This is a genomic window from Amycolatopsis sp. NPDC043887, assembly GCF_056435665.1.
In genome coordinates, this window is sequence record NZ_JBWKEB010000012.1 from 215,202 (window position 1) to 237,195 (window position 21,994).

The 21,994-nt window shown below is 69.1% G+C and carries 22 protein-coding genes and 1 other RNA gene; 13 read left to right on the forward strand and 10 right to left on the reverse strand.

Annotation, left to right across the window (positions count from 1 at the left end; all coding sequences use genetic code 11):
• Nucleotides 1–70 precede the first annotated feature (70 nt).
• Both AC069H_RS29845 and AC069H_RS29850 read right to left on the reverse strand, forming a co-directional pair.
• The gene (locus tag AC069H_RS29845; protein ID WP_478234542.1) at nt 71–1,438 is read right to left on the reverse strand and encodes a GntT/GntP/DsdX family permease; all 1,368 of its coding nucleotides are present in this window, start codon (nt 1,436–1,438) and stop codon (nt 71–73) included.
• Nucleotides 1,435–1,929 carry a gluconokinase gene (locus tag AC069H_RS29850; RefSeq protein ID WP_478234543.1) on the reverse strand — a complete coding sequence of 165 codons (495 nt, stop codon included), beginning with the start codon at nt 1,927–1,929 and terminating at the stop codon, nt 1,435–1,437. The genes AC069H_RS29845 and AC069H_RS29850 overlap by 4 nt, the downstream gene beginning before the upstream one ends.
• Before the next feature lie 103 nt (nt 1,930–2,032).
• Between AC069H_RS29850 and AC069H_RS29855 the strand changes: the two genes are divergently transcribed.
• Both AC069H_RS29855 and AC069H_RS29860 read left to right on the forward strand, forming a co-directional pair.
• Nucleotides 2,033–2,728 (forward strand): FadR/GntR family transcriptional regulator, encoded by a 696-nt coding sequence (locus AC069H_RS29855; RefSeq protein ID WP_478234544.1) that lies wholly within the window; start codon nt 2,033–2,035, stop codon nt 2,726–2,728.
• A gap of 38 nt (nt 2,729–2,766) precedes the next feature.
• Entirely contained in the window at nt 2,767–3,723 is a 957-nt protein-coding gene (locus tag AC069H_RS29860; protein ID WP_478234545.1) for a cobalamin biosynthesis protein CobD/CbiB, read from the forward strand.
• Nucleotides 3,724–4,110: 387 nt separating this feature from the next.
• Here the strand turns inward: AC069H_RS29860 and AC069H_RS29865 are convergent, their stop codons facing one another.
• From AC069H_RS29865 to AC069H_RS29875, 3 genes are read right to left on the reverse strand one after another with little or no spacing between them, the layout of a single operon-like run.
• Nucleotides 4,111–4,731 (reverse strand): FMN-binding negative transcriptional regulator, encoded by a 621-nt coding sequence (locus AC069H_RS29865; RefSeq protein ID WP_478234546.1) that lies wholly within the window; start codon nt 4,729–4,731, stop codon nt 4,111–4,113.
• 54 nt (nt 4,732–4,785) lie between these two features.
• Nucleotides 4,786–5,607, reverse strand: a complete 822-nt coding sequence (locus AC069H_RS29870) for an SURF1 family cytochrome oxidase biogenesis protein (RefSeq protein ID WP_340684369.1) — start codon at nt 5,605–5,607, stop codon at nt 4,786–4,788.
• Nucleotides 5,608–5,630: 23 nt separating this feature from the next.
• Nucleotides 5,631–6,092: a low molecular weight protein-tyrosine-phosphatase gene (locus AC069H_RS29875; protein ID WP_478228452.1), complete on the reverse strand. Its 462-nt coding sequence runs from the start codon at nt 6,090–6,092 to the stop codon at nt 5,631–5,633.
• Nucleotides 6,093–6,222: 130 nt separating this feature from the next.
• On the opposite strand from AC069H_RS29875, the gene AC069H_RS29880 reads away from it, so the two are divergent.
• Nucleotides 6,223–6,543, forward strand: coding sequence for a hypothetical protein (locus AC069H_RS29880; protein WP_478234547.1), 321 nt, complete (start codon nt 6,223–6,225; stop codon nt 6,541–6,543).
• Between the two features lie 144 nt (nt 6,544–6,687).
• Here AC069H_RS29880 and AC069H_RS29885 read toward each other — a convergent pair whose 3' ends face one another.
• A complete protein-coding gene (locus AC069H_RS29885) occupies nt 6,688–7,242 on the reverse strand; it encodes a chorismate mutase (RefSeq protein WP_478234548.1) in 555 nt (184 codons plus the stop codon).
• A gap of 31 nt (nt 7,243–7,273) precedes the next feature.
• Between AC069H_RS29885 and AC069H_RS29890 the strand changes: the two genes are divergently transcribed.
• The 4 genes from AC069H_RS29890 (at nt 7,274) to AC069H_RS29905 (ending at nt 11,804) form a co-directional block, all read left to right on the forward strand.
• Nucleotides 7,274–8,095 (forward strand): Nif3-like dinuclear metal center hexameric protein, encoded by an 822-nt coding sequence (locus AC069H_RS29890; protein WP_478234549.1) that lies wholly within the window; start codon nt 7,274–7,276, stop codon nt 8,093–8,095.
• Nucleotides 8,096–8,111: 16 nt separating this feature from the next.
• Nucleotides 8,112–8,849: a zinc ribbon domain-containing protein gene (locus AC069H_RS29895; RefSeq protein WP_478228456.1), complete on the forward strand. Its 738-nt coding sequence runs from the start codon at nt 8,112–8,114 to the stop codon at nt 8,847–8,849.
• Nucleotides 8,846–9,955 (forward strand): bifunctional RNase H/acid phosphatase, encoded by a 1,110-nt coding sequence (locus tag AC069H_RS29900; RefSeq protein ID WP_478234550.1) that lies wholly within the window; start codon nt 8,846–8,848, stop codon nt 9,953–9,955. The genes AC069H_RS29895 and AC069H_RS29900 overlap by 4 nt, the downstream gene beginning before the upstream one ends.
• 112 nt (nt 9,956–10,067) lie before the next feature.
• Nucleotides 10,068–11,804 (forward strand): hypothetical protein, encoded by a 1,737-nt coding sequence (locus tag AC069H_RS29905; protein ID WP_478234551.1) that lies wholly within the window; start codon nt 10,068–10,070, stop codon nt 11,802–11,804.
• Nucleotides 11,805–11,866: 62 nt separating this feature from the next.
• Here the strand turns inward: AC069H_RS29905 and sfnG are convergent, their stop codons facing one another.
• The 4 genes from sfnG to AC069H_RS29925 are packed head-to-tail and all read right to left on the reverse strand — an operon-like array spanning nt 11,867 to nt 16,792.
• Nucleotides 11,867–12,958: a dimethylsulfone monooxygenase SfnG gene (gene sfnG / locus AC069H_RS29910; protein ID WP_478234552.1), complete on the reverse strand. Its 1,092-nt coding sequence runs from the start codon at nt 12,956–12,958 to the stop codon at nt 11,867–11,869.
• 33 nt (nt 12,959–12,991) lie between these two features.
• Nucleotides 12,992–15,826, reverse strand: coding sequence for an AAA family ATPase (locus AC069H_RS29915; RefSeq protein ID WP_478234553.1), 2,835 nt, complete (start codon nt 15,824–15,826; stop codon nt 12,992–12,994).
• A gap of 31 nt (nt 15,827–15,857) precedes the next feature.
• Nucleotides 15,858–16,226, reverse strand: a complete 369-nt coding sequence (locus AC069H_RS29920) for a zf-HC2 domain-containing protein (RefSeq protein ID WP_478234554.1) — start codon at nt 16,224–16,226, stop codon at nt 15,858–15,860.
• A gap of 11 nt (nt 16,227–16,237) precedes the next feature.
• Nucleotides 16,238–16,792: a sigma-70 family RNA polymerase sigma factor gene (locus AC069H_RS29925; protein WP_478228471.1), complete on the reverse strand. Its 555-nt coding sequence runs from the start codon at nt 16,790–16,792 to the stop codon at nt 16,238–16,240.
• Between the two features lie 247 nt (nt 16,793–17,039).
• Here AC069H_RS29925 and AC069H_RS29930 point away from each other — a divergent pair, with 247 nt between their 5' ends.
• The 6 genes from AC069H_RS29930 (at nt 17,040) to AC069H_RS29955 (ending at nt 21,822) form a co-directional block, all read left to right on the forward strand.
• Nucleotides 17,040–17,690 carry a DUF4142 domain-containing protein gene (locus tag AC069H_RS29930; RefSeq protein WP_478228461.1) on the forward strand — a complete coding sequence of 217 codons (651 nt, stop codon included), beginning with the start codon at nt 17,040–17,042 and terminating at the stop codon, nt 17,688–17,690.
• Entirely contained in the window at nt 17,687–18,505 is an 819-nt protein-coding gene (locus AC069H_RS29935) for a ferredoxin (protein WP_478228462.1), read from the forward strand. Before AC069H_RS29930 ends, AC069H_RS29935 begins: the two co-directional genes overlap by 4 nt.
• The gene (locus AC069H_RS29940) at nt 18,502–19,785 is read left to right on the forward strand and encodes an NAD(P)/FAD-dependent oxidoreductase (protein WP_478234555.1); all 1,284 of its coding nucleotides are present in this window, start codon (nt 18,502–18,504) and stop codon (nt 19,783–19,785) included. The genes AC069H_RS29935 and AC069H_RS29940 overlap by 4 nt, the downstream gene beginning before the upstream one ends.
• Entirely contained in the window at nt 19,706–20,266 is a 561-nt protein-coding gene (locus tag AC069H_RS29945) for a COG4315 family predicted lipoprotein (protein WP_478234556.1), read from the forward strand. The genes AC069H_RS29940 and AC069H_RS29945 overlap by 80 nt, the downstream gene beginning before the upstream one ends.
• 14 nt (nt 20,267–20,280) lie before the next feature.
• Nucleotides 20,281–20,679: RNase P RNA component class A (gene rnpB / locus AC069H_RS29950), an RNA gene on the forward strand.
• A 279-nt stretch (nt 20,680–20,958) separates the two neighbouring features.
• A complete protein-coding gene (locus AC069H_RS29955; protein ID WP_340684354.1) occupies nt 20,959–21,822 on the forward strand; it encodes an SCO6745 family protein in 864 nt (287 codons plus the stop codon).
• Nucleotides 21,823–21,994 lie beyond the last annotated feature (172 nt).

The following is a 21,994-nucleotide window of genomic DNA, read 5'->3' on the forward strand; positions in this document are numbered from 1 at the left end:
CATCCCGGAAGTACATGAAGGCCCCCATCCTCGCGTCTAGCACAAGGATGGGGGCCTTCATGTACTTCGGCTACAGGAGGGCGCCCAGCGGCAGGATCAGCGCGATCGCGACCACCGAGATGACCGTCTCCATGATCGACCAGCTCTTCAGCGTCTGCCCGACCGAAAGCCCGAAGTACTCCTTGACCAGCCAGAACCCGGCGTCGTTCACGTGGGAGAAGAACAGTGAACCGGCGCCGATCGCGAGCACCAGCAGCGCGCTGTGCGACGGGTCCATGGTCGCGGCGAGCGGGGCGACGATGCCGGCGGCGGACACGGTCGCGACCGTCGCGGAGCCGGTGGCGAGCCGGATCGCGACCGCGACCAGCCAGCCGAGCAGCAGTGGCGACAGGTTCGCGCCGGTGGCGAGGCTGGTGATGACGTTGCCGACACCGGCGTCGACGAGGGTCTGCTTGAACCCGCCGCCCGCCCCGACGATGAGCAGGATGCCGGCGATGGGCGGCAGCGAATCCGCCACCGTGGACGACAGCTTGTCCCGCGTGAAACCCGCGGACTTGCCCAGGGTGAACATGCCGAGCAGGACCGCGGCGAGCAGCGCCACGAGCGGGTCGCCGATGAAGTCGAGCACGCGGCGGACGTGGTTCTCCTTCTCCAGCAGGATGTCCGCGAGCGCCTTGCCCATCATCAGCACGACGGGCAGCAGCACGGTGGACAGCGTCGCGAGGAAGCCGGGCCGCCGGCCGTCCGAAGAGGACGATTCCGGGATGAGGCGTTCCGGCGCGACCGCGTCCGGGACCATCTTCGCGGCCAGCTTGCCGAACAGCGGCCCGGCGATGATCACCGTCGGGATCGCGACGAGCAGGCCGAAGGCCAGGGTGAGGCCGACGTTGGCGTTCAGCGCGCCCGCGGCGGCGAGCGGTCCGGGGTGCGGCGGGACGAGACCGTGCAGCACCGAAAGCCCGGCGAGCGCGGGGATTCCCAGCATCAGCAGCGGTTTCCCGGTGCGCATGGCGACCAGCAGGATCACCGGGATCAGCATGACCAGGCCGATCTCGAAGAACATCGGCAGCCCGATCAGCGCGGCGACCAGTGCCATCGCCCACGGCAGCGCGCGGTCGCCCGAGCGGCGCAGGATGGTGTCGACGATCTGATCCGCGCCGCCGGAGTCGGCGAGCAGCTTGCCGAGCATCGCGCCGAGCGCGATCAGCACGCCGACCGAGGCGACGGTGGAACCGACGCCGGAACTGAAGCTCTTGATCAGCTTGTCCACCGGCATGCCCCCGACGAGCCCGAGCACGCCGGAGCCGAGGATCAGGGCCAGGAACGGATGCTGCTTCGCCTTGGTGATCAGGACGACGATCACGGCGATGGCGAGCACCGTCGCGCCGATGAGACGGGTGTCATGTCCGGTCCAGGCGGCGGCGAGAGTGGTGGTCATCGGCGGTCCTTGAAAGCGGAAAGGGCGGTGTCGACGATCTCTTCCGGCTTCTTCGCGATGTCGGCGACGAGGCCGAATTCGTCCGGCTGCAGCGGTTCGAGGTCGGCGAGCTGGGAGTCCAGAAGGGACACCGGCATGAAATGACCGGAGCGGGTCTTCATCCGGTCGGCGAGCAGGTCGCGGTCGCCGTGCAGGTGCAGGAACCAGACGTCGCCGCCGCCGCGCAGGATGTCGCGGTAGCGGTATTTGAGCGCGGAGGATGTCACGACGCCGCCGGAGGACTGGTGGTCCCGGATCCAGGCGGCGATGGCTTCGAGCCAGGGGCGCCGGTCTTCGTCGTTCAGCGGGTGGCCGGAGCTCATCTTGTCGATGTTCGCCTTCGGATGGAACGTGTCCGCTTCGGCGTAGTCGACGCCGAGGCGTTCGGCGAGTGCCGTGCCCACGGTCGTCTTGCCCGAGCCGGAAACGCCCATCACCACGATGACGGTCATCCGTACCTCCCACGTCGTTGTAGCCGGGACGAGTACAGCTCAAAAGTACTACTTAAGCAACATCAAGTACTACTTAATCGAGTCAGAACGTTAGAGTTGCCTGGTGGGCAACGACAGGCATGCCGAAGTGCTCGACGCGCTCGGTTCCGCGATCGCGAACGGGGAGCTCCCGCCAGGCTCCGTCCTGCGCTCGGAGGAGCTCCAGGAGCGGTTCGGCGCGTCCCGCACGGTGGCGCGCGAGGTGGTGCGTGTACTCGAAACGATGTGCCTGACCAGCAGCAAGCGCCGGGTCGGGGTGATCGTGCGCGAGCCGCGTGACTGGAACCATTACGACCCGAGACTGCTTCGCTGGCAACTCGACGGATCCGAGCGGAAGACCGCGCTGAGGACCCTCACCGAACTGCGCTCCGGCGTCGAACCGTGCGCCGCCCGGTACGCCGCGCTGCGGGCGACACCGGAAGAAGGCGGCCGCCTCCGGGCCTTGGCGAAGAGGCTCGAGGAGACGGCGCACCGGCGGGACCTCGAAACCTTCCTGGGCCACGACGTCGCCTTCCACGATCTGCTGCTGTCCGCGTCGCGGAATCCGATGTTCGCGCAGCTTTCGGCCGTCGTCGCCGCGGTGCTCGCCGGGCGCACCGGGCACGGCCTGATGCCGGAGGAGCCGCAACCCGAGGCCGTCGCCCTGCATGTCGAGGTCGCGGCGGCGGTCGACGCCGGTGACGCAGACCGGGCCGAACGCGCGATGCGGGACATCGTCATCCAGGCGCGTGACGAGATGGCCGTCCTTCTGGGTGGATGATCTTCGAGTAATCTCTGCAGGTCTTCGAGGGATACTGCATGCAGGGGGCGATGGTGAGCGCGGCGCGCGCGATCGGCTTGGTGTTGGGGGTGGCCGCGGACGGGGTGATCGGGGACCCTCGGTCACGGCGTCCGGTGACGGCGTTCGCCAGGGCGGCTTCGGCGGTGGACACGAAGGTGCGGTCGAAGCGTCCGGTGGCCGGAATCCTGTGGACCGGTGGCCTGGCGGGCTCCGCCGTGCTGGCGGGCGTGCTCGCCGAACGCGCCGGACGGCGCAGCCCCGTTCTGCAGGCGACCACGACCGCGGTGACCACCTGGGCCGTTCTCGGCGCCGCCGGCCTGGCCGCGCACGGCACGTCGCTGGCCCGGGACCTCGAAGAAGGCGAACTCGAAACCGCGCGCGGCACACTGTCCACACTGGACCCCCGGGTCACCGACGACCTCGGTGTCATCGGCCTCTCGCGCGCATCGGTGGAGACGCTCGCCGAGAACACCGCCGACGTCGTCATCGCGCCGCTGGTGTGGGGAGCGCTGGCCGGTGTCCCCGGCCTGCTCGGCTCGCGCGTGATCAGCCTGCTGCGCGGCATCGGGCGCGGGCGTCCCGAGCGGTACCGGTGGCTCGTCGCCCGGCTGGACGAGGTCGTCCATCTCGTGCCCACCCGGGTCGCCGCCGGGCTGACCGTCCTCGCGGCCCCGGTCGTCGGCGGCTCGGCGGGCGGCGCGTGGCGGGCGTGGCGGCGGGACACCACCGCGCACCCGAGCCCGCACGCCGGCCGCGTCGAGGCCGCGTTCGCCGGGGCGCTGGAGATCCGGGTCGGCGGGCGGACGGTGTATCCGCACGGGGTCGAGGAACTGCCGGTGCTCGGCATCGGCCGGAACCCGGACGCCGGGCACGTGACGCGGGCCGTGGAACTCTCGCGGGTGGTCGGCTGGCTGGGCGCGATCAGTTCGGTGGTGCTGGCGGGTCTCGTCGGGCTTCGGCGACGACGGCGCTGACCCGCGGTTTCGGCGCCAGGGGAGCAAGGGACCTTTGCTACCGTCTGGCGCTCTGACCTGCGAAAAGAGAGCAGGGGACCTTTGCTGCCGCGGGTGACTGTGTGGATTTTGGGACATCTGACGTCCCAAAATCCACACAGTCACCGTGATCCGGTCTGGCTTCGTCGCGCCGCGGGGGAGCAAGGGACCTTTGCTACCGCCTGGCGCTCTGACCTGCGAAAAGAGAGCGGGGGACCTTTGCTGCCGCGTGGAGGTGTGTGGAAATAGAGACGTTGAGTGTCCCTATTCCCACACACCCCTTACTCCGCGTAGTGACCGTAGAGATTTTGGTGCGTTGGGTGACCAGAAATCCCACAGTGATCGCCCGAGGGGAGCAAGGGACCTTTGCTACCGCTCCCGCCGCGCCAGCTGCGCCCGCGCCCGTGCGTCCATCGGACCGTCACGTCGCGCGAGTTCCGCGTCGATCCGTGCCCGCTCGGCGGGCTGCTTGTTACCGCCGAACTTGAACTTCGCCCGCACCCCGGTGACAGTCAGTTCGACGCCCCGGATGCCGGGAAGAACCCGCTTGTCCGGCGCCTCGGTGGCGCTCACCCCCAACCGGTCCGAACCGGGCTCGAAGTGCGCGAGCTGCCGGTCCAGAAGCGCGGCCTTCTCCGCGGCGTCGTCGATCAGCCGGACGTCGCATTCGAGCTGGACGGACGCGTAGTACGACGTCGGAACCCCGTGCGGCGGGTCGGCCGGGGTGTTCCATTCGGAGCGGATGTAGGTGTGATCGTCGATCACCGACAGCAGTGCGCGCGGGTGTTCCTCCAGCAACGGCCAGACCGGGTTGGGGCGCGCGAGGTGCAGCAGGACCGTTCGGTCGCCGTCGTAGACGAAGTGCACCGGGTTGACGATCGGCAGGTCACGGCCCGCGCCCCCGGCGATCAGCTGGCCGAAGTCGTGCGCGGAGAGCCAGGCCTGCCATTCGGCGTCGTCGTGGGCGGCGTCCCATGGGTGAATCAGCATGATCGAAGGGGATCACGCATAATGGACCTATAAAAGGGCCATTTTCGCATCAGATCAGGTGGCCACTTCGGAGCGTTCGTCCTCGGCCAGCATCTCCGCGACACTCTTGCGCCGCTGCGGCCGTTCCGTGGCCAGCGCGCCGCCCGGCTTCAGCTCGCGGACGGTGAAGTACAGCCAGCCCATCAACGCCATCGCTCCGAACGCGATCCACTGGAGCGCGTAGGAGAAGAAGGGGCCGGCGTCGGTCTGCGGCAGCGGCAGCGCGCCCAGGACGCCGGGCTGGTTCACGTCGAGCTGGAAGTAGCCCGGACGGATGTCCAGCTTCGCGGCCCGCGCGACGACCTGGGAATCGACGACGTAGCTCTGCAGTTTCCCGCCGGTCGACTCGTCGGCGAAGGCGTCGCGGTTCTTCCCGTCCTTCTCGTCGTGACGGGCCCGCGTGACGATGTCGACCGTTCCCGTGGGAGGCGGGGCGAAGGGGAGTGCGCGCGACTTGTCGTCGAGCCGGACGTATCCGCGGTCCACCAGCACGACCGTGCCCTCGACGGTCCGGAACGGCGTCAGGACCTCGAAGGCCGCTTCGCCCTGTACGGAGCGCAGACGGGCCACGACCTCGCCCTCGGGCAGGTACGTTCCCTTCATCGCGACCAGGTGCCATTCGGTGCGCTGATCAGGGGCGGCGCCGTGGGGAAGCAGCTGCTCCAGCGACCGCGGCTGCCCGGAGAACGACTCCCGCAGCGCCGCGTTCTGGTGCTCGCGCTCGGTGTTGCGGGAGAACTGCCATGGCGCCAGCAGGGTGAAGCAAGTGATGGCGAAGGTGAACACCACCAACGTCAACGCCAGCCACCCGGGCTTCAGCAGGAACTTCAACCGCACCCCACCACGGTAAGCGGTCGGCCTCAGGCGTGTGCGCGCACCCAGTCGAGCAGGCCGGGAACGGCCCGCTCGATCATGCCGAGGACGTCCTCGAAACCGTCTTCCTCGCCGTAGTACGGGTCCGGGACCTCGGCGCCCTCGGGCGCGGACGGGTCGAACTCGCGCAGCAGACGGACCTTCGCCGGGGCCGACACCTTGCGCCGGAGGAACGACAGGTGACCCTCGTCCGCCGCGAGCAGCAGGTCGGCGGCCAGGTGTCCGCGGTCGACCTCGGCCGCGACGTGGCCGGTCGGGTAACCGTGTTCGGCCAGCTTCGCGCGGGCCCGCTTGTCGGCGGCCTCGCCCACGTGCCAGCCGCCGGTTCCGGCGCTGGAGACCTGGACGAGGTGATCGAGCCCCGCTTCCTCGGCCTTCGCGCGGAAGACGAGTTCGGCCATCGGGGAGCGGCAGATGTTGCCGGAGCAGACGAAGACGATGTGCAGCACCTGATCAGTGTGATGGCCGCCGGAGATCGACCGCTCACCGGCTCCGAACGGCTACCGGGCGCGCGAAGGTGGAAAGCCGGGACGAAGCGGGAGTAGACCTCCTGGAGAGAAACACGCAGGAAGGTCGCGTATGAGCGCACCAACACCCAGCGTCGAGTCCCCGGCAACCGGGCTCCGCTGGTATCGCATCACCGTCAAGCTTCCGCACCCCTACGAGGTCGGGCGGGTCCTGTCGGAGCACCACTTCGTCCAGGCGAGATCGCCGAAAGAGGCGATGACCAGGATGCCGTTGCACCTCCGGTCGAGCGCTTCCGTCGCGCCGTACGAGGTCGTCCGGCCCGACGTGCCCGATCAGGCGACGAAGGCCTACCGGGCGATGCTGTGGACGGGCCGCGTGGTGCGCGCGGCCGGCCGCTGGGCGATCAGCAAGGACGCGAAGACGCTGGACTGAGGTGGGGGCGGTAGCAAAGGTCCCTTGCTCTCTTTCCGCAGGTCAGCGGCCCGGGTGAGGCATGCCGGGAGGTTGCGAAAGTGGCTTTCGCGACACGCGGCGCGGGCAGGCGGTAGCAAAGGTCCCTTGCTCCCTTTCCGCAGGTCAGCGCCGCGAGCAGGCAGACCGCACGGACTCCCCGAGCGCGACCGAGTGCAGCCGGTCCAGCCCGCGCCGCGTGTCGGTCAGCCGCACCGCGACCACGAGCCGCGCGTCGCACGACCGCCGCACCCGTGCGTCCCGCGTCTCCGCGAGTTCGGAGAGCAGGCCTGTGTTCAGCCGGTCGATCACCGGCCGCACCTCGGTCGCCAGATCGGGCCGTCCGGGCGGCCGCGTGCCGGGCTGCTCGGTCCACCGTGCGTACAGGCCGCGCTGCACGAGCTTGTTCGCCTCGATCTGATCGCGGAAGAACCGCACCACACCGGCCGCGTCGAGACCGAGGCCGGGCGCCTTCGCGGCCACCGAGTCGAGGATCTGCTGTTCGCGCACCGGATCGTCGATCGGTGACGGCGTGCCGAACTTCGCGGCCGCGACCTTGTCGGCGATCTGCACGCGCCGCGCGGCCAGGTCGGTCAGTTGCCAGAGTCCCGGAGACGCCGATGCCGGCGCGGGTAGCACCACGAGAAGCAGCGAAGCGGCACAGAGCACCCGAAGTCGCATGCCCGGAAACGCTACATGCGAAAATCCCCGGGTGCCCGCGTTAGCCGAAGTCATCGCCGCCTTGGAGCAGGCGTACCCGCCCGAACTCGCCGAATCGTGGGACGCCGTCGGACTCGTCTGCGGTGACCCGGCCGAGTCCGTGGACAAGGTCCTGTTCTGTGTCGACCCGGTCGACGAGACCGTCGACGAGGCGATCGACGGCGGCGCGCAGCTGATCGTCGCCCACCACCCGCTGCTGTTGCGCGGCGTCCACGGCGTCCCGGCCGACAGCACCAAGGGCCGCCTCGTGCATCGCCTCATCCGTGCCGGTGTCGCCCTCTACTGCGCGCACACCAACGCCGATTCCGCGTCGCCCGGCGTCTCCGACGCGCTCGCCGGCGCCATCGGCCTGACCGTCCTCGGCCCGCTCGATCCGCGCGAGGACGGCGTCACCGGGATCGGCCGCATCGGCGAGCTGCCCGAGCCCGAACCGTTCTCCGTCTTCGTCGAACGCGTCGCGAACGCCTTGCCGCGCACGGAGCCCGGCGTCTACGGCGCGGGCGATCCCGACCGCCCGATCCGCCGGGTCGCCGTCTCGGGCGGTTCCGGCGACAGTTACCTCAAGCGGGCCACCGCCGCCGGGGTCGACGCGTACGTCACCGCCGATCTCCGGCATCATCCCGCCGGCGAGCATCTCGCCGAGATCACCGAAGTCCCCGCCCTGGTCGGCGTCACGCACTGGGCGAGCGAATGGCCGTGGTGCGAGCAAGCCTCGGCCGTCGTCCGTGCCGCGTTTGCGGGTAACGTCGACGTTCACGTCTCCACGAGGTGCACCGACCCGTGGACGCTACGGGCCACCCGAACCGAGCACTGACAATCCAAGGAGCACCGTGAAGGCCGACCCCGCCGTCCAGCGCCAGCTGCTCGAACTCGCGAAGGTGGACGCGGAACTCTCGCGTACCGCCCACCGCCGCCGCACCCTGCCGGAGATCGCCGAGATCGACGCGGGCGAGAAGACGGTGCGCGAACGACGTGACGCGCTGGTCTCGGTCCAGACCGCTGCGTCCGACCTCGACCGCGAGATCGCGCGCCAGGAGAAGGAGATCGAGTCGGTGCGCGCCCGCGGTGACCGCGACCGCAAGCTCCTCGAATCCGGTTCCGTCGCGGCGAAGCAGATGACCGACATCGAGCACGAGCTGAACAGCCTCAACCGGCGTCAGTCCGCCCTCGAGGACGACCTGCTCGAACTGATGGAGCGCCGCGAGGCGCTCGAACTCGACGCCCAGCGCACCAGCGCCGAGGTCGCGAAGGCCGAGGGCGAGGTCGCCGAAGCCGCACGTCGCCGCGACGAGCAGTTCACCGACCTCGACACCACGAAGGCACGCCGCGACGAAGACCGCGCCAAGCTCCTGCCGCGTTTCCCGGAAGACCTGCTGAAGCTCTACGAGCGGGTCCGTGCGCACAAGGGCATCGGCGCGGCACTCCTGCGGGCCCGCCGCTGCGGCGCCTGCCAGCTCGACATCGACCGCCGCGAGATCGCCGAGATCAAGGCGGCCCCCGAGGACAACGTCATCCAGTGCGAGAACTGCGGCGCCATCCTGGTGCGCACGCTGGAGTCCGGCCTGTGACCGACCACGTGCTCGTCGAGGCCGATGGCGGTTCGCGGGGCAACCCCGGTCCCGCCGGATACGGCGCGGTCGTCAAGGACGCGGCCACCGGCGAGGTGCTCGCCGAGCGCAAGGCCTACGTCGGCATCGCGACGAACAACGTCGCCGAGTACGGCGGCCTGATCGCCGGGCTCGCCGCGGCCGCCGAGCTCGGAGCGTCCACAGTGGACGTCCGGATGGACTCGAAGCTCGTGGTGGAGCAGATGTCCGGGCGCTGGAAGGTCAAGCACCCGTCGATGCAGCCGCTGAACGCCGAGGCCAAAGAGCTGGCGGCGCGGTTCTCACGCGTGCGGTACGAGTGGATCCCGCGTGCGGAGAACTCTTACGCGGACGGGCTCGCGAACGAAGCGATGGACGCCGGGAAGCAACCGGAAGCGCCGAAGAAGACCGTGAAGCAGGACAGGGTCAGTCCGGTCGGCTGGACCGGCGCGACCGGGACGCCGACCAAGCTGCTCCTCGTGCGGCACGGCCAGACGGCGATGTCGGTCGAGAAGCGGTACTCCGGCCGCGGCGACGTGCCGCTCACCGAGCACGGCAAGCAGCAGGCGGCCGCCGCCGCGAAACGCCTCGGCGCGATGGAAGGCCTGGTCGTCGACGGCGAGGCAGCGCCGATCATCGCCTCGCCGCTGATCCGCACCCAGCAGACCGCGCAGGCGATCGCGGACGCGCTCGGCGGCCGGGCCGAGACCCATCCGGGGCTGATCGAGACCGATTTCGGCGAATGGGAAGGCCTCACCTTCAAAGAGGCCATGGACCGCGACCCCGAATTCCAGACCAGCTGGCTTTCCGACACCTCGATCGCGGCGCCGGGCGGCGAAAGCTTCGACGGCGTCCACCGGCGGGTCCGCAAGGCCCGCGACGAACTGATCGCGAAGTACGGCGGCCGGACGCTCGTGCTGGTCAGCCATGTCACGCCGATCAAGGCGCTGCTGCGGATGGGCCTGGACGCCGGGCCGTCGCTGCTGTTCCGCCTGCATCTGGACCTGGCGTCGCTCTCGATCGTCGAGTTCTACCCGGACGGCAACGCGTCGGTGCGGTTGGTGAACGACATCTCGCATCTTTCCTGATCGGGAAGGTGTGGCGCGGATCACGCCTGGATATGACGTGTCGCAGGCGGCCAATGGGGTATTGGCTACAGTTTCGGCGACGGCACGTGAGCGAAAAGGCAAAGACGGGGACATGACGGCGAGCGCACTCAGCGAAGCTTCCGAAAAAGACGTGCCCGACCCGGCGGAGACGTCGGCCCGTCGTGGCCTGGCCGCCCGCGTCGCCCCGTACCTGGCGGTGCTCGCCGGGGTGGCGGCGCTGGCCTGGCACGCCACCCTCTACGGCCACTGGATCGTCGACGACGCGGCCATCACCTTCTCCTACGCGCGCAGCTTCGCCGACGGGCTCGGCCCGGTGCTGCAGCAAGGGCAGCCGTCGGTCGAGGGCTGGTCGAATTCGACGTGGCTGGTGGCGCTGGCCCTCGGCAAGCTCGTCGGCGTCTTCGACAGCGGCATGCTGTTCGGCGTTCCGGACTACGTCCTGTTCCCGAAGCTGCTGGGGCTCCTTTTCACTGCCGGGACTCTGGCCGCGTGCCACGTCGCGGCGAAGCAGATCTTCGCGCGCTTCGCTTGGCTGGCGACGCTGGTCGTCGGTCTGACGCTGGCCGCGATCCCGTCGTTCGTCATCTGGACGATCTCCGGTCTGGAGAACTCCCTGTTCGGGATGGCCGTCGCCTGGCTCGCCGTCCTGCTGTTCGTGGCCGTGCGCAAGGACACCGTGCTCACCGCGAAGGTCGCCGTCTGGTCCGGGGTGCTGGTCGCGTTCGCCGCGCTGACCCGCCCCGAAGGCCTGATCTACGGCGGTGCGTACCCGCTCGTCGTCCTGTTCCAGCTGCGGAAGCCGCTCCTGGGCCAGAGCATCAAGCTGGTCGTGGTGTCGGTCGTCGCGTTCGCGATCCCGTTCGGGGCGTACCTCGCCTGGCGGATCGCGGAGTTCGGCAGGCTGCTGGCGAACCCGTCCATCGCGAAGGGGCAGGGCCTGCCCGGGCTTTCGGCGCTGAAGCAGCCGTTCGAGCTGGTCGGCTACGCCGGTGTCGCCGGGACGATCCTCCTGGCGCTGACCATCGGTTACGCGCTGGTCCGGGCGGAATGGCGGCGCGCGCTGATCGCGCTGCTGGTGCCGCTGGCGCTGGGCATCGTGGCGTACGGCGTGATGGTCCCGGACTGGATGGGCCAGCACCGGTTCGCGACCCCGATCTGGATTCTCGCCGTGCTGGCGGGAACGCTGGCCGCCGGTGAACTGATGCGCCGCTCGCGGGCGGTGCTGCGGACCGTCGTGGTGCTCGTGCTGGTCGCGGCCGCGATCCCGTCCGGGATGGGCTTCGCGTCGGCGTCGAAGAAGTTCCAAGAGGTCCCGACGGTGCCCGCGTGCCTCATCGCCGATCGCTTCGGCCGCGGCTTCAACACCATGGCCGACATCCTCGGCCTCCAGCAGGCGTCGCTGCTGCTGCCCGACCTCGGCGGCTCGTCGATGACCAGCCGGCTGCACCTGGTCGACATGGCCGGGCTGGTCGAGGCGGACGTCGCGGACTTCGTCAAGAACGGTGACATGCCCGGCCTGCGCGACTACGTGTTCGAGAAGGTCAAGCCGACCTTCATCCACTCGTGGGGTCCGTGGGCCGCGGGCAACGGCATCACCGTCGACCCGCGGATCGACCGCGACTACGAGCCGATCTTCGTGTACCCGGGCGGTGGGCCGCGGAACGGGGACTTCGTGCGCAAGGACGCCGTCTCCGGTCCCGAGAAACTGAAGGCCGTCCAGGAGTACGCCGCGAAGACCATGCCGGACGTCGAGAAGGCGCGTTTCGGCGGCCCGCTCAAGGACTGCGGCCCGACCATGCACCCCGGCCAGACCGTCTACCTCCCTTGAAACCCCCGCGTTTAGTCCTCTGAATGCGGTAGTTGCCCCGCGCAACGACCGCATTCAGAGGACTAAACGCGTTCGAGGTCCGCCTCCTTCTCCCGGACCACCGGGAGCACGTGCTTCCCGAAGTACTCGACGTCCTCCAGGTAGTGCAGGAAACCGAGCAGCAGCAGGTTCGCCCCGCGCTTCTTGTACTCGATGGCCCGGTCCGCGATCTGCTCCGGCGTGCCGATCAGCCCGGTGCGGAAACCGTCGTTGTACTGCACCAGATCCTTGAACTCCGAGTCGGCCCACATCCCCTTCTTGTCCGAAGTGGAGCTTCCCGCCTGCTTGACGGCGGTGCGGAAGCCCTCGACGGCCTCGGTGTTCGCCTTCTCGACGATCTCGCGCAGCACGGCCTTCGCTTCGCTCTCGGTCTCTCGCGCGATCACGAAACCGTTGAGCCCGAAGCGGACGGCGTGGTCGTTCTCGGCCGCGTAGCCGCGGACCTCCGCGACCTGCTCGCTGAACCCGTCGAAGTCCTTGCCGTTGCTGAAGTACCAGTCCGAGACCCGGCCCGCGAGCTTCCGCGCCGCGGTGGAGTTGCCGCCCTGGAAGATTTCCGGATGCGGCCGCCCGGCCGGTTTGGGTTTGATGTCGAAATCGTGGATCCGGTAGAAATCGCCGGTGAATTCGGCGTGGTCGCTGGTCCAGAGTTCCTTCACCACCCGAATGAACTCTTCCGAACGACGATACCGTTCGTCGTGTTCCAGCCACGGTTCGCCGAGATTCGTGAATTCGTCCTTGAACCATCCGCTGACCACGTTGACCGCCGCACGGCCGCCGGAGATCACGTCCGCGCTGGCGATGAACTTCGCGAGTACCCCGGGATGCCACAGTCCGGGATGGATCGCCGCGATCACCTTCAGCCGCTGCGTCGCGAGCAGCAGCGCGAGGCTGAACCCGGTCGATTCGTGCTGGTAGGCGGCACCGTAGCTGGCCGTGTAGCGGACCTGGCTCAGCGCGTACTCGAACCCGCTGTTCTCCGCGAGGACGGCGAGTTCCCGGTTGTACTCGTATCCCCAGTCGGTGCGCTGTTCGATGTCGCTGGTGACCAGACCACCGCTCACATTGGGGACCCAATAGGCGAATTTGAGTGGTTCGGATTCGATTCCCGGCATGCCGCGGAGTGAACCCGCCACCCCCGGAAACCGTCAATCGGCGTCCACGCGCTGGGACCGGCCGAGCGCGGAACTCAATTCGGTGCGGCCGGTGATCCCCAGTTTCCGGTAGGCGCCGGACAAATGGAGTTCGACGGTGCGGCGGGTCAGATGCAGTGCTTCGGCGATCTCCCGGTTGGTGAGACCTTGTGACGCCATCAGCGCGACGCGGTACTCCTGTTTGGTGAGGCCGTGTTCGTTGTCCTTCGCCGTCGTGAGGCTCGTGCGCGCGTCCCGCAGCGCCTCGGCGGCCCGTCTCGCGAGCGGCCGCGCCCCGCAGTGCTTGCTCGACTGCGTGGCCCTCCGCAGCGTGCCGATCGCCTTCTCGGCCTGCCCGTGCCGGGCCTGGAACACGCCGAGTTCGGTCAGCGCCTCGGCCAGCGCCAGTTTCGCGGTCGATCCGCCGAGAACGTCGACGGCCTTGGTGAGCAGGCGTTCGGCTTCCTCCCCGAGGCCATCGTCGCGGACGAGACCGGCGGTGGTCAGCGCGCTGCCGAGGATCCTCGGCGCCCCCCAGCGTCCTGCGGCGTCGAGGTCTTCCTCGGCGAGCCGGGCCGCCGCGTCGGTGCGCCCGAGCGCCAGCGCGGTGCGGGCGGCGTGCGCGCGCCACGGGGCGAAACCGGGGAAGCGCATGCCGTGGTGTTCGAGACGGCGGCCGCAGCCGCGCAGGTCTTCGTAGCCGAGTTCGGGTTCACCGGTGGCCGCGCGGAGCCTGCCGCGGGCGTAGAGCAGGTAATTGTGCGTGAAAAGTGCTTGTGTGGCCGCGAAATCGATTTTGCCCAGCAGCGCGTTAGCGACGTCGTGGCGGCCGAGGTCGACCGAGACCTCGATCAGCCTCGCCGCGCACAGCACCGCGATCGGGCACCGGCTGGTGACGCCGCGTTCGTCGAACTGCCGCACCAGCGATTCGTAGTGGACGCTCGCCCGCACCAGATCGCCGCCGGCTTGCAGGGCGATGCCGCGGGCGAGGGTGGCCAGGGCCCCCTTCGGCACATGGAAGTCCCAAGGCAGGCGTTTCGTGTCGAGTACCTGGCAGAGCTTGTCGGTGAGCGCGGGCTCGTCGGCGAGCGCGGCCGTCGCGAGCGTGAAGAAGTAGGGCTGTTCGAACAGTTCGGGCTGCTCGCCGGACAACGCCTCCCCGAAATGCCGGACGGCGTTCGCCGAGGACTTCCCGCTTCGCACCGTGTCGAGCGCGAGCAACCCCGACCGGCTCTGCTGTGCGGCGGGATCGTTCAGCGGTGCCCACTGCCGCTCGAAGTCGCGGAAGTCCGGTGGCGGCCCGAGCCTGCTGCCCGCCTCGGCGAGATAGGTCATGCACAGCAGCGGCCAGACGGCGTCGGGCCCGCCCGCGTCGAGCCGTGCGGCGAACTGGCCCGCCGAGTTGATCGCCAGCCGCGCGTCCGGGCCGCAGCACAGCGAAAGGATCATGGCCGTCGCGACGAAGGCCGCGGTTTCGCGGTCGTCGATGTGGTCGATGGCCTCACGCACCCTGGCCGGCGCCGAGTCCGGGTCGCAGTGGAACTCCGCGTGCGCGAGCTGAAGCAGGATCGCCATCCGCTTGCGTTCGCTGAGCCGTTCTTCCAGCGCCCGCGACAGGAACCGGACGGAGAGCTCCGGGTCGCCCTCGACCACGGAATGCCGCGCGGCCAGCCGCAGGACGTCGACCGCCCACGGGATCCTGATCGCGGTCGCCTCCAGGAGATGCGCGCCGACCCGCTCCGGCGCGGCGCCCGCGTCGTGCAGGAGCCGTGCCGCCCTGGCCTGCGTGACCGCCCTGGTGGTGAGCGGCATGTCGGCGAGCACCGAGTTGCGGACGAACCGGTAGGTCAGCGACGGCCGATGGCTGTTGGTCAGCAGGTGTACGCGGACCATGGTGTCGATGGCTTCCAGCGCGGTGCTTTCGTCGACTCCGGCCAGCTGGGCCAGCAGGTCGAAGCTCGCGTCCTCGCCCAGGATCGCGACGGCTTCGAGCATCTTCGGCGCGGCGGTGTACTCGTGCATGCGGACCCGCAGCACCTCGCCGATCATCGTCGACCCCGCGGTGTCCAGGTCCATCCCCGGGACCAGACGGCGCCCCAGCGCGCCGAGCAGGAACGGGTTGCCGCCGGTGACCTCGCGGCATTCCTCGGCGAACTGCCCGGGAGGGACACGAAGGAACGCGGCGACGTGCCGGGTGCCGAGCCCGCGCAACAGGATCGTCGCCGGAGTGCAGCCGGACATCTCCAGCAGCGCGACCTCGCCGGTCTGCAGATGGCCGATCAACGAGGTCAGCACGACCAGCACCGGCAGGTGCTCGACACGATGGCGGATGTAGGCGAGACAGCGCATCGACCACGGGTCGGCGAGGTGGATGTTGTCGATGCCGAGGAAGACCGGCCCCTGTTCGGCGGCGTGCCGGACGGCGTGGAAGAACGCGTCGAGTGCCTCGGTCTGTTCCTGTTCGGTCCGGGGAGGATGGTCCGGCAAGATTTCAGTCACATGCGGCGTGCGCGGCCGCGGTGAGCCGGGGACGGCGGGCGCGTGGGTGAGCCCCTCGATCAGCTGGCGGCCGACACCGCCGCTCAGATGCGTCTCCAGCCGGGACGCGGTGGCGATCGCGACGGTGAACCCGGCCGCTTCCGCGAGCTCAGTGGCCGCGGTGAGCACCGACGACTTGCCCATGCCGAACTCGCCGACCACCACCGCGCTGACGGCCCGGCCGTTCAGGGCGGCCCGGAACAGCCCGGTGATCGTGTCGAGTTCGCTGTCGCGGCCCAGTAGCCCGGCGGCGCGGCGCTTCGGTACCGAAGGCCCGCCGAAGGGGCTCTCGGGATTTACTTCGGTATGCACCGTAGAGACCTTCGTGTCGGGTTGCGGCAGACTACTCGAACGTGAGCGGTATCGGGAGTAATCGCTGGTCATCGAGGGGAGCAGGGGTCGAGATGCCCGCATCCGACGAGATCCGCCGAAGCCGGCGGGACGACCGTTGTGACGACATCAAGGCCGCGACGACGCACGCCAGGAAGACCACGACGAGGTTGGTCGCGATCAGCGACAGCCGCCCGCACCGCGGTGAAGCGACGGGGGACAGGTAGCGCAGGTCGGCCTTCGCCAGCGCGTCTTCCACCGAAGCGAATTCCGCGACCTGGCGGCCACAGCGCACGCAGCCCTTCAAATGTGTTTCGAAGGCGTGAGCCTCGGCCTGGTCGAGCACACCGAGTACGTACGCCGCCACATCGGTGTGTTTCACCTTTCGCTTCCTCATCGCGAACCCAGCTCTCCTAACGACCGTCGCAACGTCCTCATAGCCGCGTACAGCCGTGATTTGACAGTTCCCTCCGGGATTCCCAATATCACCGCCGCCTCCCGGACCGTATGCCCGGTCAGATACGTCTCGTAGATGACAGCCTGATATTTGCTGTCCAGATAGCGTAGCGCTTCGGAAATGACGAGTGCGGACAGTGACTGCTCGGTCTGATCCGCTATTTCGGCGTTTTCGGAACTGTCCAGCTCCACCTCCTGCGGGCGCGCGCGCCGGTTTCGCCAGCCGTCGATCACGATCCGTTTGGCGACCGTGAGCAGCCAGCCGCGCAGCATTCCCGGCTCACGGTTCAATGTGTCGGAATGCTGCCAGGCGCGAATCAGTGTTTCCTGGACGACGTCCTCCGTCCATTGTTGATCATGGCCGGTCAGGTACATCACCTGGCTGAACAGGGTTTCCCGGAAATCCTTGTACAGTAACGAAATCAGCTCGTCGGAAAGCTCGCTCGACCGAGGCTCGCCGCCGAGCCCGCATTCTCTGCCCACTGCTTCCATGAAGTTCGCAACCTCCCCAGCGGTGGAGGATTTCTCAGGTTGGTACACCGTAGCGCAGACTATCGCCGTGGACCATGTGCAGTAGTGCTCTATTTACCATTAGTCATCCGGGTACGTATGTCGATGGGAAACGGTTCTAAATGTGTCATGTGATGCACGTCACACTGACTGCGACAGTGGAGATCGAACCGGCCGCTCCGGTTCGCCGTACTCCCAGTGAGGCACTTCGAGGACGGGGACGGGTGAAATGATCTATCGGCTTCTTGGAGTGGTGATCGGCTGCATGGTGATATGGGTGGGAACGCCGGCCAACGCCTTCGCGGAAATCGACTCCCACGATCGGGAACTCCTCGTCCGGGTGCGCCAAGCCGGTTTGTGGGAAGGCCCGGTGAGCCGTCAGGTGGAACAGCGCGGGAGCGCGCAGCGGGTCCGCGAGGTCGGCCGCAAACTCGCCGACGACCACGACCGCCTCGACGCGCAGGTCCGCGCACTCGCTTCGAAGGTCCGTGTCGAACTGCCCGGCGAGCCCACCGAAGAACAGCGCTCCTGGGCCGACGAGATCACCGGTGCCGCCGGCGCCGACTTCGACCGGCTCTACGTCAACCGCGCCCGCGCCGCGCACGGGAGCATCTTCGGTCTCGCCTCGCATGTCCGGGCCGCCACCCGCGACGACGCGATGCGGTCGTTCGCCCAGACCGCCGTCGACACCGTCATGCGGCATATGACCCTGCTCGAAAGCACCGGCATCGCCGAGACCACCTCGCTGATGGTCGTTCCGGCGGGCGGCAACGAACTCGACGGCGGCGACATCGCGCTCGGCATGCTCATGGTGGGGATCGCCGGTGGAGCGACCTTCGGTCTCGTCCGGGTTCTCGGCGCGCCGGGCAGGCGAGCATGACGGCCTCGCTCCTGGCGGTGATCCCGGCGTCGTCGCCGCACGACAGCGGGGTGCGGGACATCGCCGCCCTTTCCGCCCGGCTCGCCTACGTGACGATGTGCCTGACGCTGGTGTGGGGCGTGCTGAGCGCCACCGGCTGGATCAGGCGCGTCACCGGTCACGAGGCGTTGCGCGGGGGTCACGTCGTGTTCGCGACGTTCAGTCTCGCCACCGGTGCGGTCCACGGACTGTCCTATCTGTTCCTCGACGACGACTCTTTCGGCGTGCTCGCGTTGCTGATCCCGTTCGCGGGCGGCGGGTTCGCGCGGCACGCGGCAGGTGTCGTCGGGCTGGAACTGTTCGTCGCCGTCTCGGTCACCGCCGCGATACGCCGTGGCGTGACCGATCGCCGCGGGCAGCGGTTCCATCAGGCCGGCTACTTCGCGGTCGGCCTGCTGGCGATCCACTCCTGGCTCGGCGCGGCCGCGAACGGGAATCTCGCGACGGTCTGGCTCGGCGGGATCACCGTGCTCACCCCCGCCGTCGTGCTCACCGTGCTCCGCGTGCTCCCGCCGCGGGCGCTGGTCCGGCTGGGGCTGCTCGAAGGCGGAACCGGCCGGGCCGAACCGGTCCGGATCTCCGTCGACGACAAGAAATGCCACCGCTACGCCATCTGCCAGGCCGAAGCGCCGAAGGTCTTCCAACTACAGGGCGACGGTCAGCTGCGCTACCTCCGTAAACCCGGCGCCAAACAGGTGCCGCTGGTCCAGGCCGCGGCCAGAGCATGTCCGATGCGCGCGATCCGACTGAGCGGTCCGCAGGGGGCTGGACGATGAGCGAACGGATCGTCGTGGTCGGCGGCGGGCTGGCCGGGCTGCGGTGCGCGGAACGGTTGAGGGAACTGCGGTTCGACGGCGAACTGGTGATCGTCGGCAACGAGCCGGAGCTGCCGTACCACCGGCCGGCGCTGTCCAAGCAACTGCTCACCGGCGCCACCCATCCGGCGGAAACGCTGCTCACCCGGCCCGACGAGATCGACGCCGAATGGCGCTTCAACACCCCGGCGACCCATCTTCAGCCCGGCCGTCAGGTCGTCCATCTGCCCGGGGCGGAGGAACTGCCCTACGACGGGCTGGTCATCGCCAGCGGCGTCGAACCGCGTCGTCTTTCCGGTGTGCCGCACGGACATCCGCGGGTGGTCGTCGTCAGGACACTGGCCGACGCCGCGGAACTGCGCGACAACCTCGCCGCCGGCCACGGGCCCGTCGCGGTGCTGGGCAGCGGGTTCATCGGCTGCGAGGTCGCCGCGAGCCTGCGCGAGATCGGCCGGGAGGTCACCATCATCGGCCGGTCGGCGCATCTGCTCGGCGAGGTCGTCGGCAAGCACATCGGGCAGAAGCTCTCGGCGCTGCACCGGTCGCGAGGGGTGCGGCTGGCGCTGGGCGCGTCCATCGACAGCTGGCAGACCACGGCGAACGGCCTGCGGCTGCGCTCGTCCGACGGCTGGATCCTGGACGTCTCGTGTGTGGTCGTCGCCGTCGGGACCGTGCCGTCGATCTCGTGGCTGCGCGGGGCGAAGCTGCCGCTCGACGACGGCGTCGTCTGCTCGCCGACCTGCCACGTGCTCGGGATGAGCAACATCGTCGCCGCCGGCGACGTCGCGCAATGGCCGAACCTGCGTTTCGACGAGACGCCGCGACGGGTCGAGCACTGGCTCAACGCCGTCGAAATGGGCCGGGCGGCCGCGGAGAACCTGCTCGCCGGCCCGCAGGCTTCTCGCCCGTTCGCGCCGGTGCCGCGGTTCTGGTCCGAACAGCACGGCATGCGGATCCAGGCGGGCGGCATCCCGAAGCTGGGCACCGACACCGTCGCGCTCGCTTCCCCTGTCGGCGGCGAACGGCCCGTCACCGGCTTCGTCCGCAAGGGGCGTCTCGTCGGCGTCGTAGGCCTCGACAGCCCGTCCGCCGTCCTCCACTGGACCAACCAGATCGCGGAGCAGAACCCCGTCAGCCACCCGGGAGAAACGGAGACGCCTGATGCGCCGATCGCGGTTGACCATGCTCGTCGTCATCGCGGCGCTCGTCGTGGGCGCCGCGATGTGGTGGCAGGCGGCTGAACCCGCGTCGCTGACGGCTCGGGCCCCGGTCACCGAAGCGCTCCCTAGCCCGCGGGTGCCGTCGCCCGGCACCTCGCGGCCCAGTACCCCGGAGGAGGCTCCGGCCGGGACGCGGCTCACCGCCGTCTACATGACCCGGATGGGCCAGGCCGTCCTCGACGAGACCGGCGCCGTCCTCTTCCGCTACGAACGCGACAACCCGCACAAGGCCCGCTCGGCGTGCCTCGGGGACTGCGCCATCGTGTGGACGCCCGTCACGACCAGCGGCACGCCGTCGGTGACCGGCATCGACCCGGCTCTCGTCGACACCATCAAGCGTCCCGAAGGCCCCGAACAGGTGACCTTGGCGGGTTGGCCGCTCTACAAATTCGCCAACGCGCGGCCCGGCGAATGGACCGGGCAGGGCACCGACCACGTGTGGTTCGTCGTCCAGCCCGACGGGCGGCGCAACCTGAACTGCCTGCCCGGACCCGTGCAGTAGGATTCTCCGACGGACGAGTCGGCGGGGCGGCCGCGAGCCGGGAAACCGGTTCGAGGAAAGTCCGGACTCCACAGGGCAGGGTGGTTGTTAACGGCAACCCGGGGCGACCCGCGGGACAGTGCCACAGAAAACAGACCGCCTCCGTTCGCTTCGCGGGCGGAGGTAAGGGTGAAACGGTGGTGTAAGAGACCACCAGCGTCCTGGGTGACCAGGGCGGCTAGGTAAACCCCACCCGGAGCAAGGCCAAGAGGGAGCCGCGAGGCTCCTGCGCAGGCGATCGAGGGCTGCCCGCCCGAGCCCGCGGGTAGGCCGCTCGAGCCCGTCGGCGACGGCGGGCCTAGATGGATGGCCGCCACTCGCCCGGCCGCAAGGCGGGGCGAGGACAGGATCCGGCTTACACGCCGGCTCGTCCGTACTTCTTTTCTGGCCGCGGGGGTGCGGTAGGTCCGTGAAGGCCTCCTTACCTACCTTGAGGGTAAGGAAGGGGCCCTTCACGGACTTCGGTAGCGGTGAGAGGTGGGCTGGGATGGTCGTGAGTGGCGATTCGGGCTCAAGCCCGAATCGCCACTCACGACCACGCCGACCCCGTCCTTCCTGTTCCCGACCTGCGGAAGTGATAGCAAAGGTCCCCTGCTCCCGCCGCCGCCCTTTCGGACGCTGCGCCCGTCACTACTTGTCGGTAGGGTGCTCCCATGGGCGAAGCGAGTCGCGTCACGGGACGGTTCCGCGGGACGTTCGATGTACTGCATTCCCTTACCTACTTCGCCCCCGAGACGGAAGCCGCGCTCACCGGCGCGGGCCTCCGGCCGGGGCGCATGACGTACTTCGCGGGCCGCGCGGCGCCGATGGGCGCGGTGGGTCCCGGCGTGGTCGCGGCCACCTTCTACAACTTCAACCCCGAACTCGTCGCCCGCCACATCCCGCGCGCGTGGACGCTGGCCACGCCCGAAAAGATCATCGAGGCCCGGTTCGAAGCCGTCGACGCGACGCTGACCCGGCTGCTCGGCAAGGAGACGCTCGGTTCCGACGAGGTCGCCGAGGCAGCCGAGCTCGCCCGTGAGGCGACCGGCGGCTGCCAGGTCGACGGCCGTCCCCTGTACGCCGGGCACGCGGGTCTCGACTGGCCGAGCGAACCGCATCTCGTCCTCTGGCACGCCATCACCCTCTTGCGCGAGCATCGCGGCGACGGCCACATCGCCGCGCTCGTCGCCAACGGGCTCGACGGGCTCGCCGCCCTCGTCACGCACACCGCCACCGGCAAGGGGTTCCTGCCAGCCGCGGCCAAGGCATCCCGCGGTTGGAGCGACGAGCAGTGGGACAACGCCGCCGTCAAGCTTCGCGAGCAGGGCATCCTCGACGGCGAGGGTGGCCTGACCGAGGCCGGGAACGATCTTCGCGAACGGCTCGAAGTCGCCACGAACGCGGCGTCGACAGGGCCTTGGGAGCATCTCGGCGAGGAGAAGACGAAGCGGCTTCACGAGCTGTGCGGACCTTTGAGTCGCCAGGCCGTCGAAGCGGGCGCTTTTCCCGCGAATGTGTTCTCGACGGGCCGATAATCACGCTATGTAGTGAAAATATCCGCTCTGTTTTCGCTTAGGGTAACGGAAGTGTGACTTTCACTTGACCGGCGCTCAGGTTTTTTGTCGAATGCGTGCTCACCCAGCGGACTCGCGAGAAGCCACCGAACGAGTCATGTCACACTGGTCGAGGCCGGATTCTCCTCGGTCG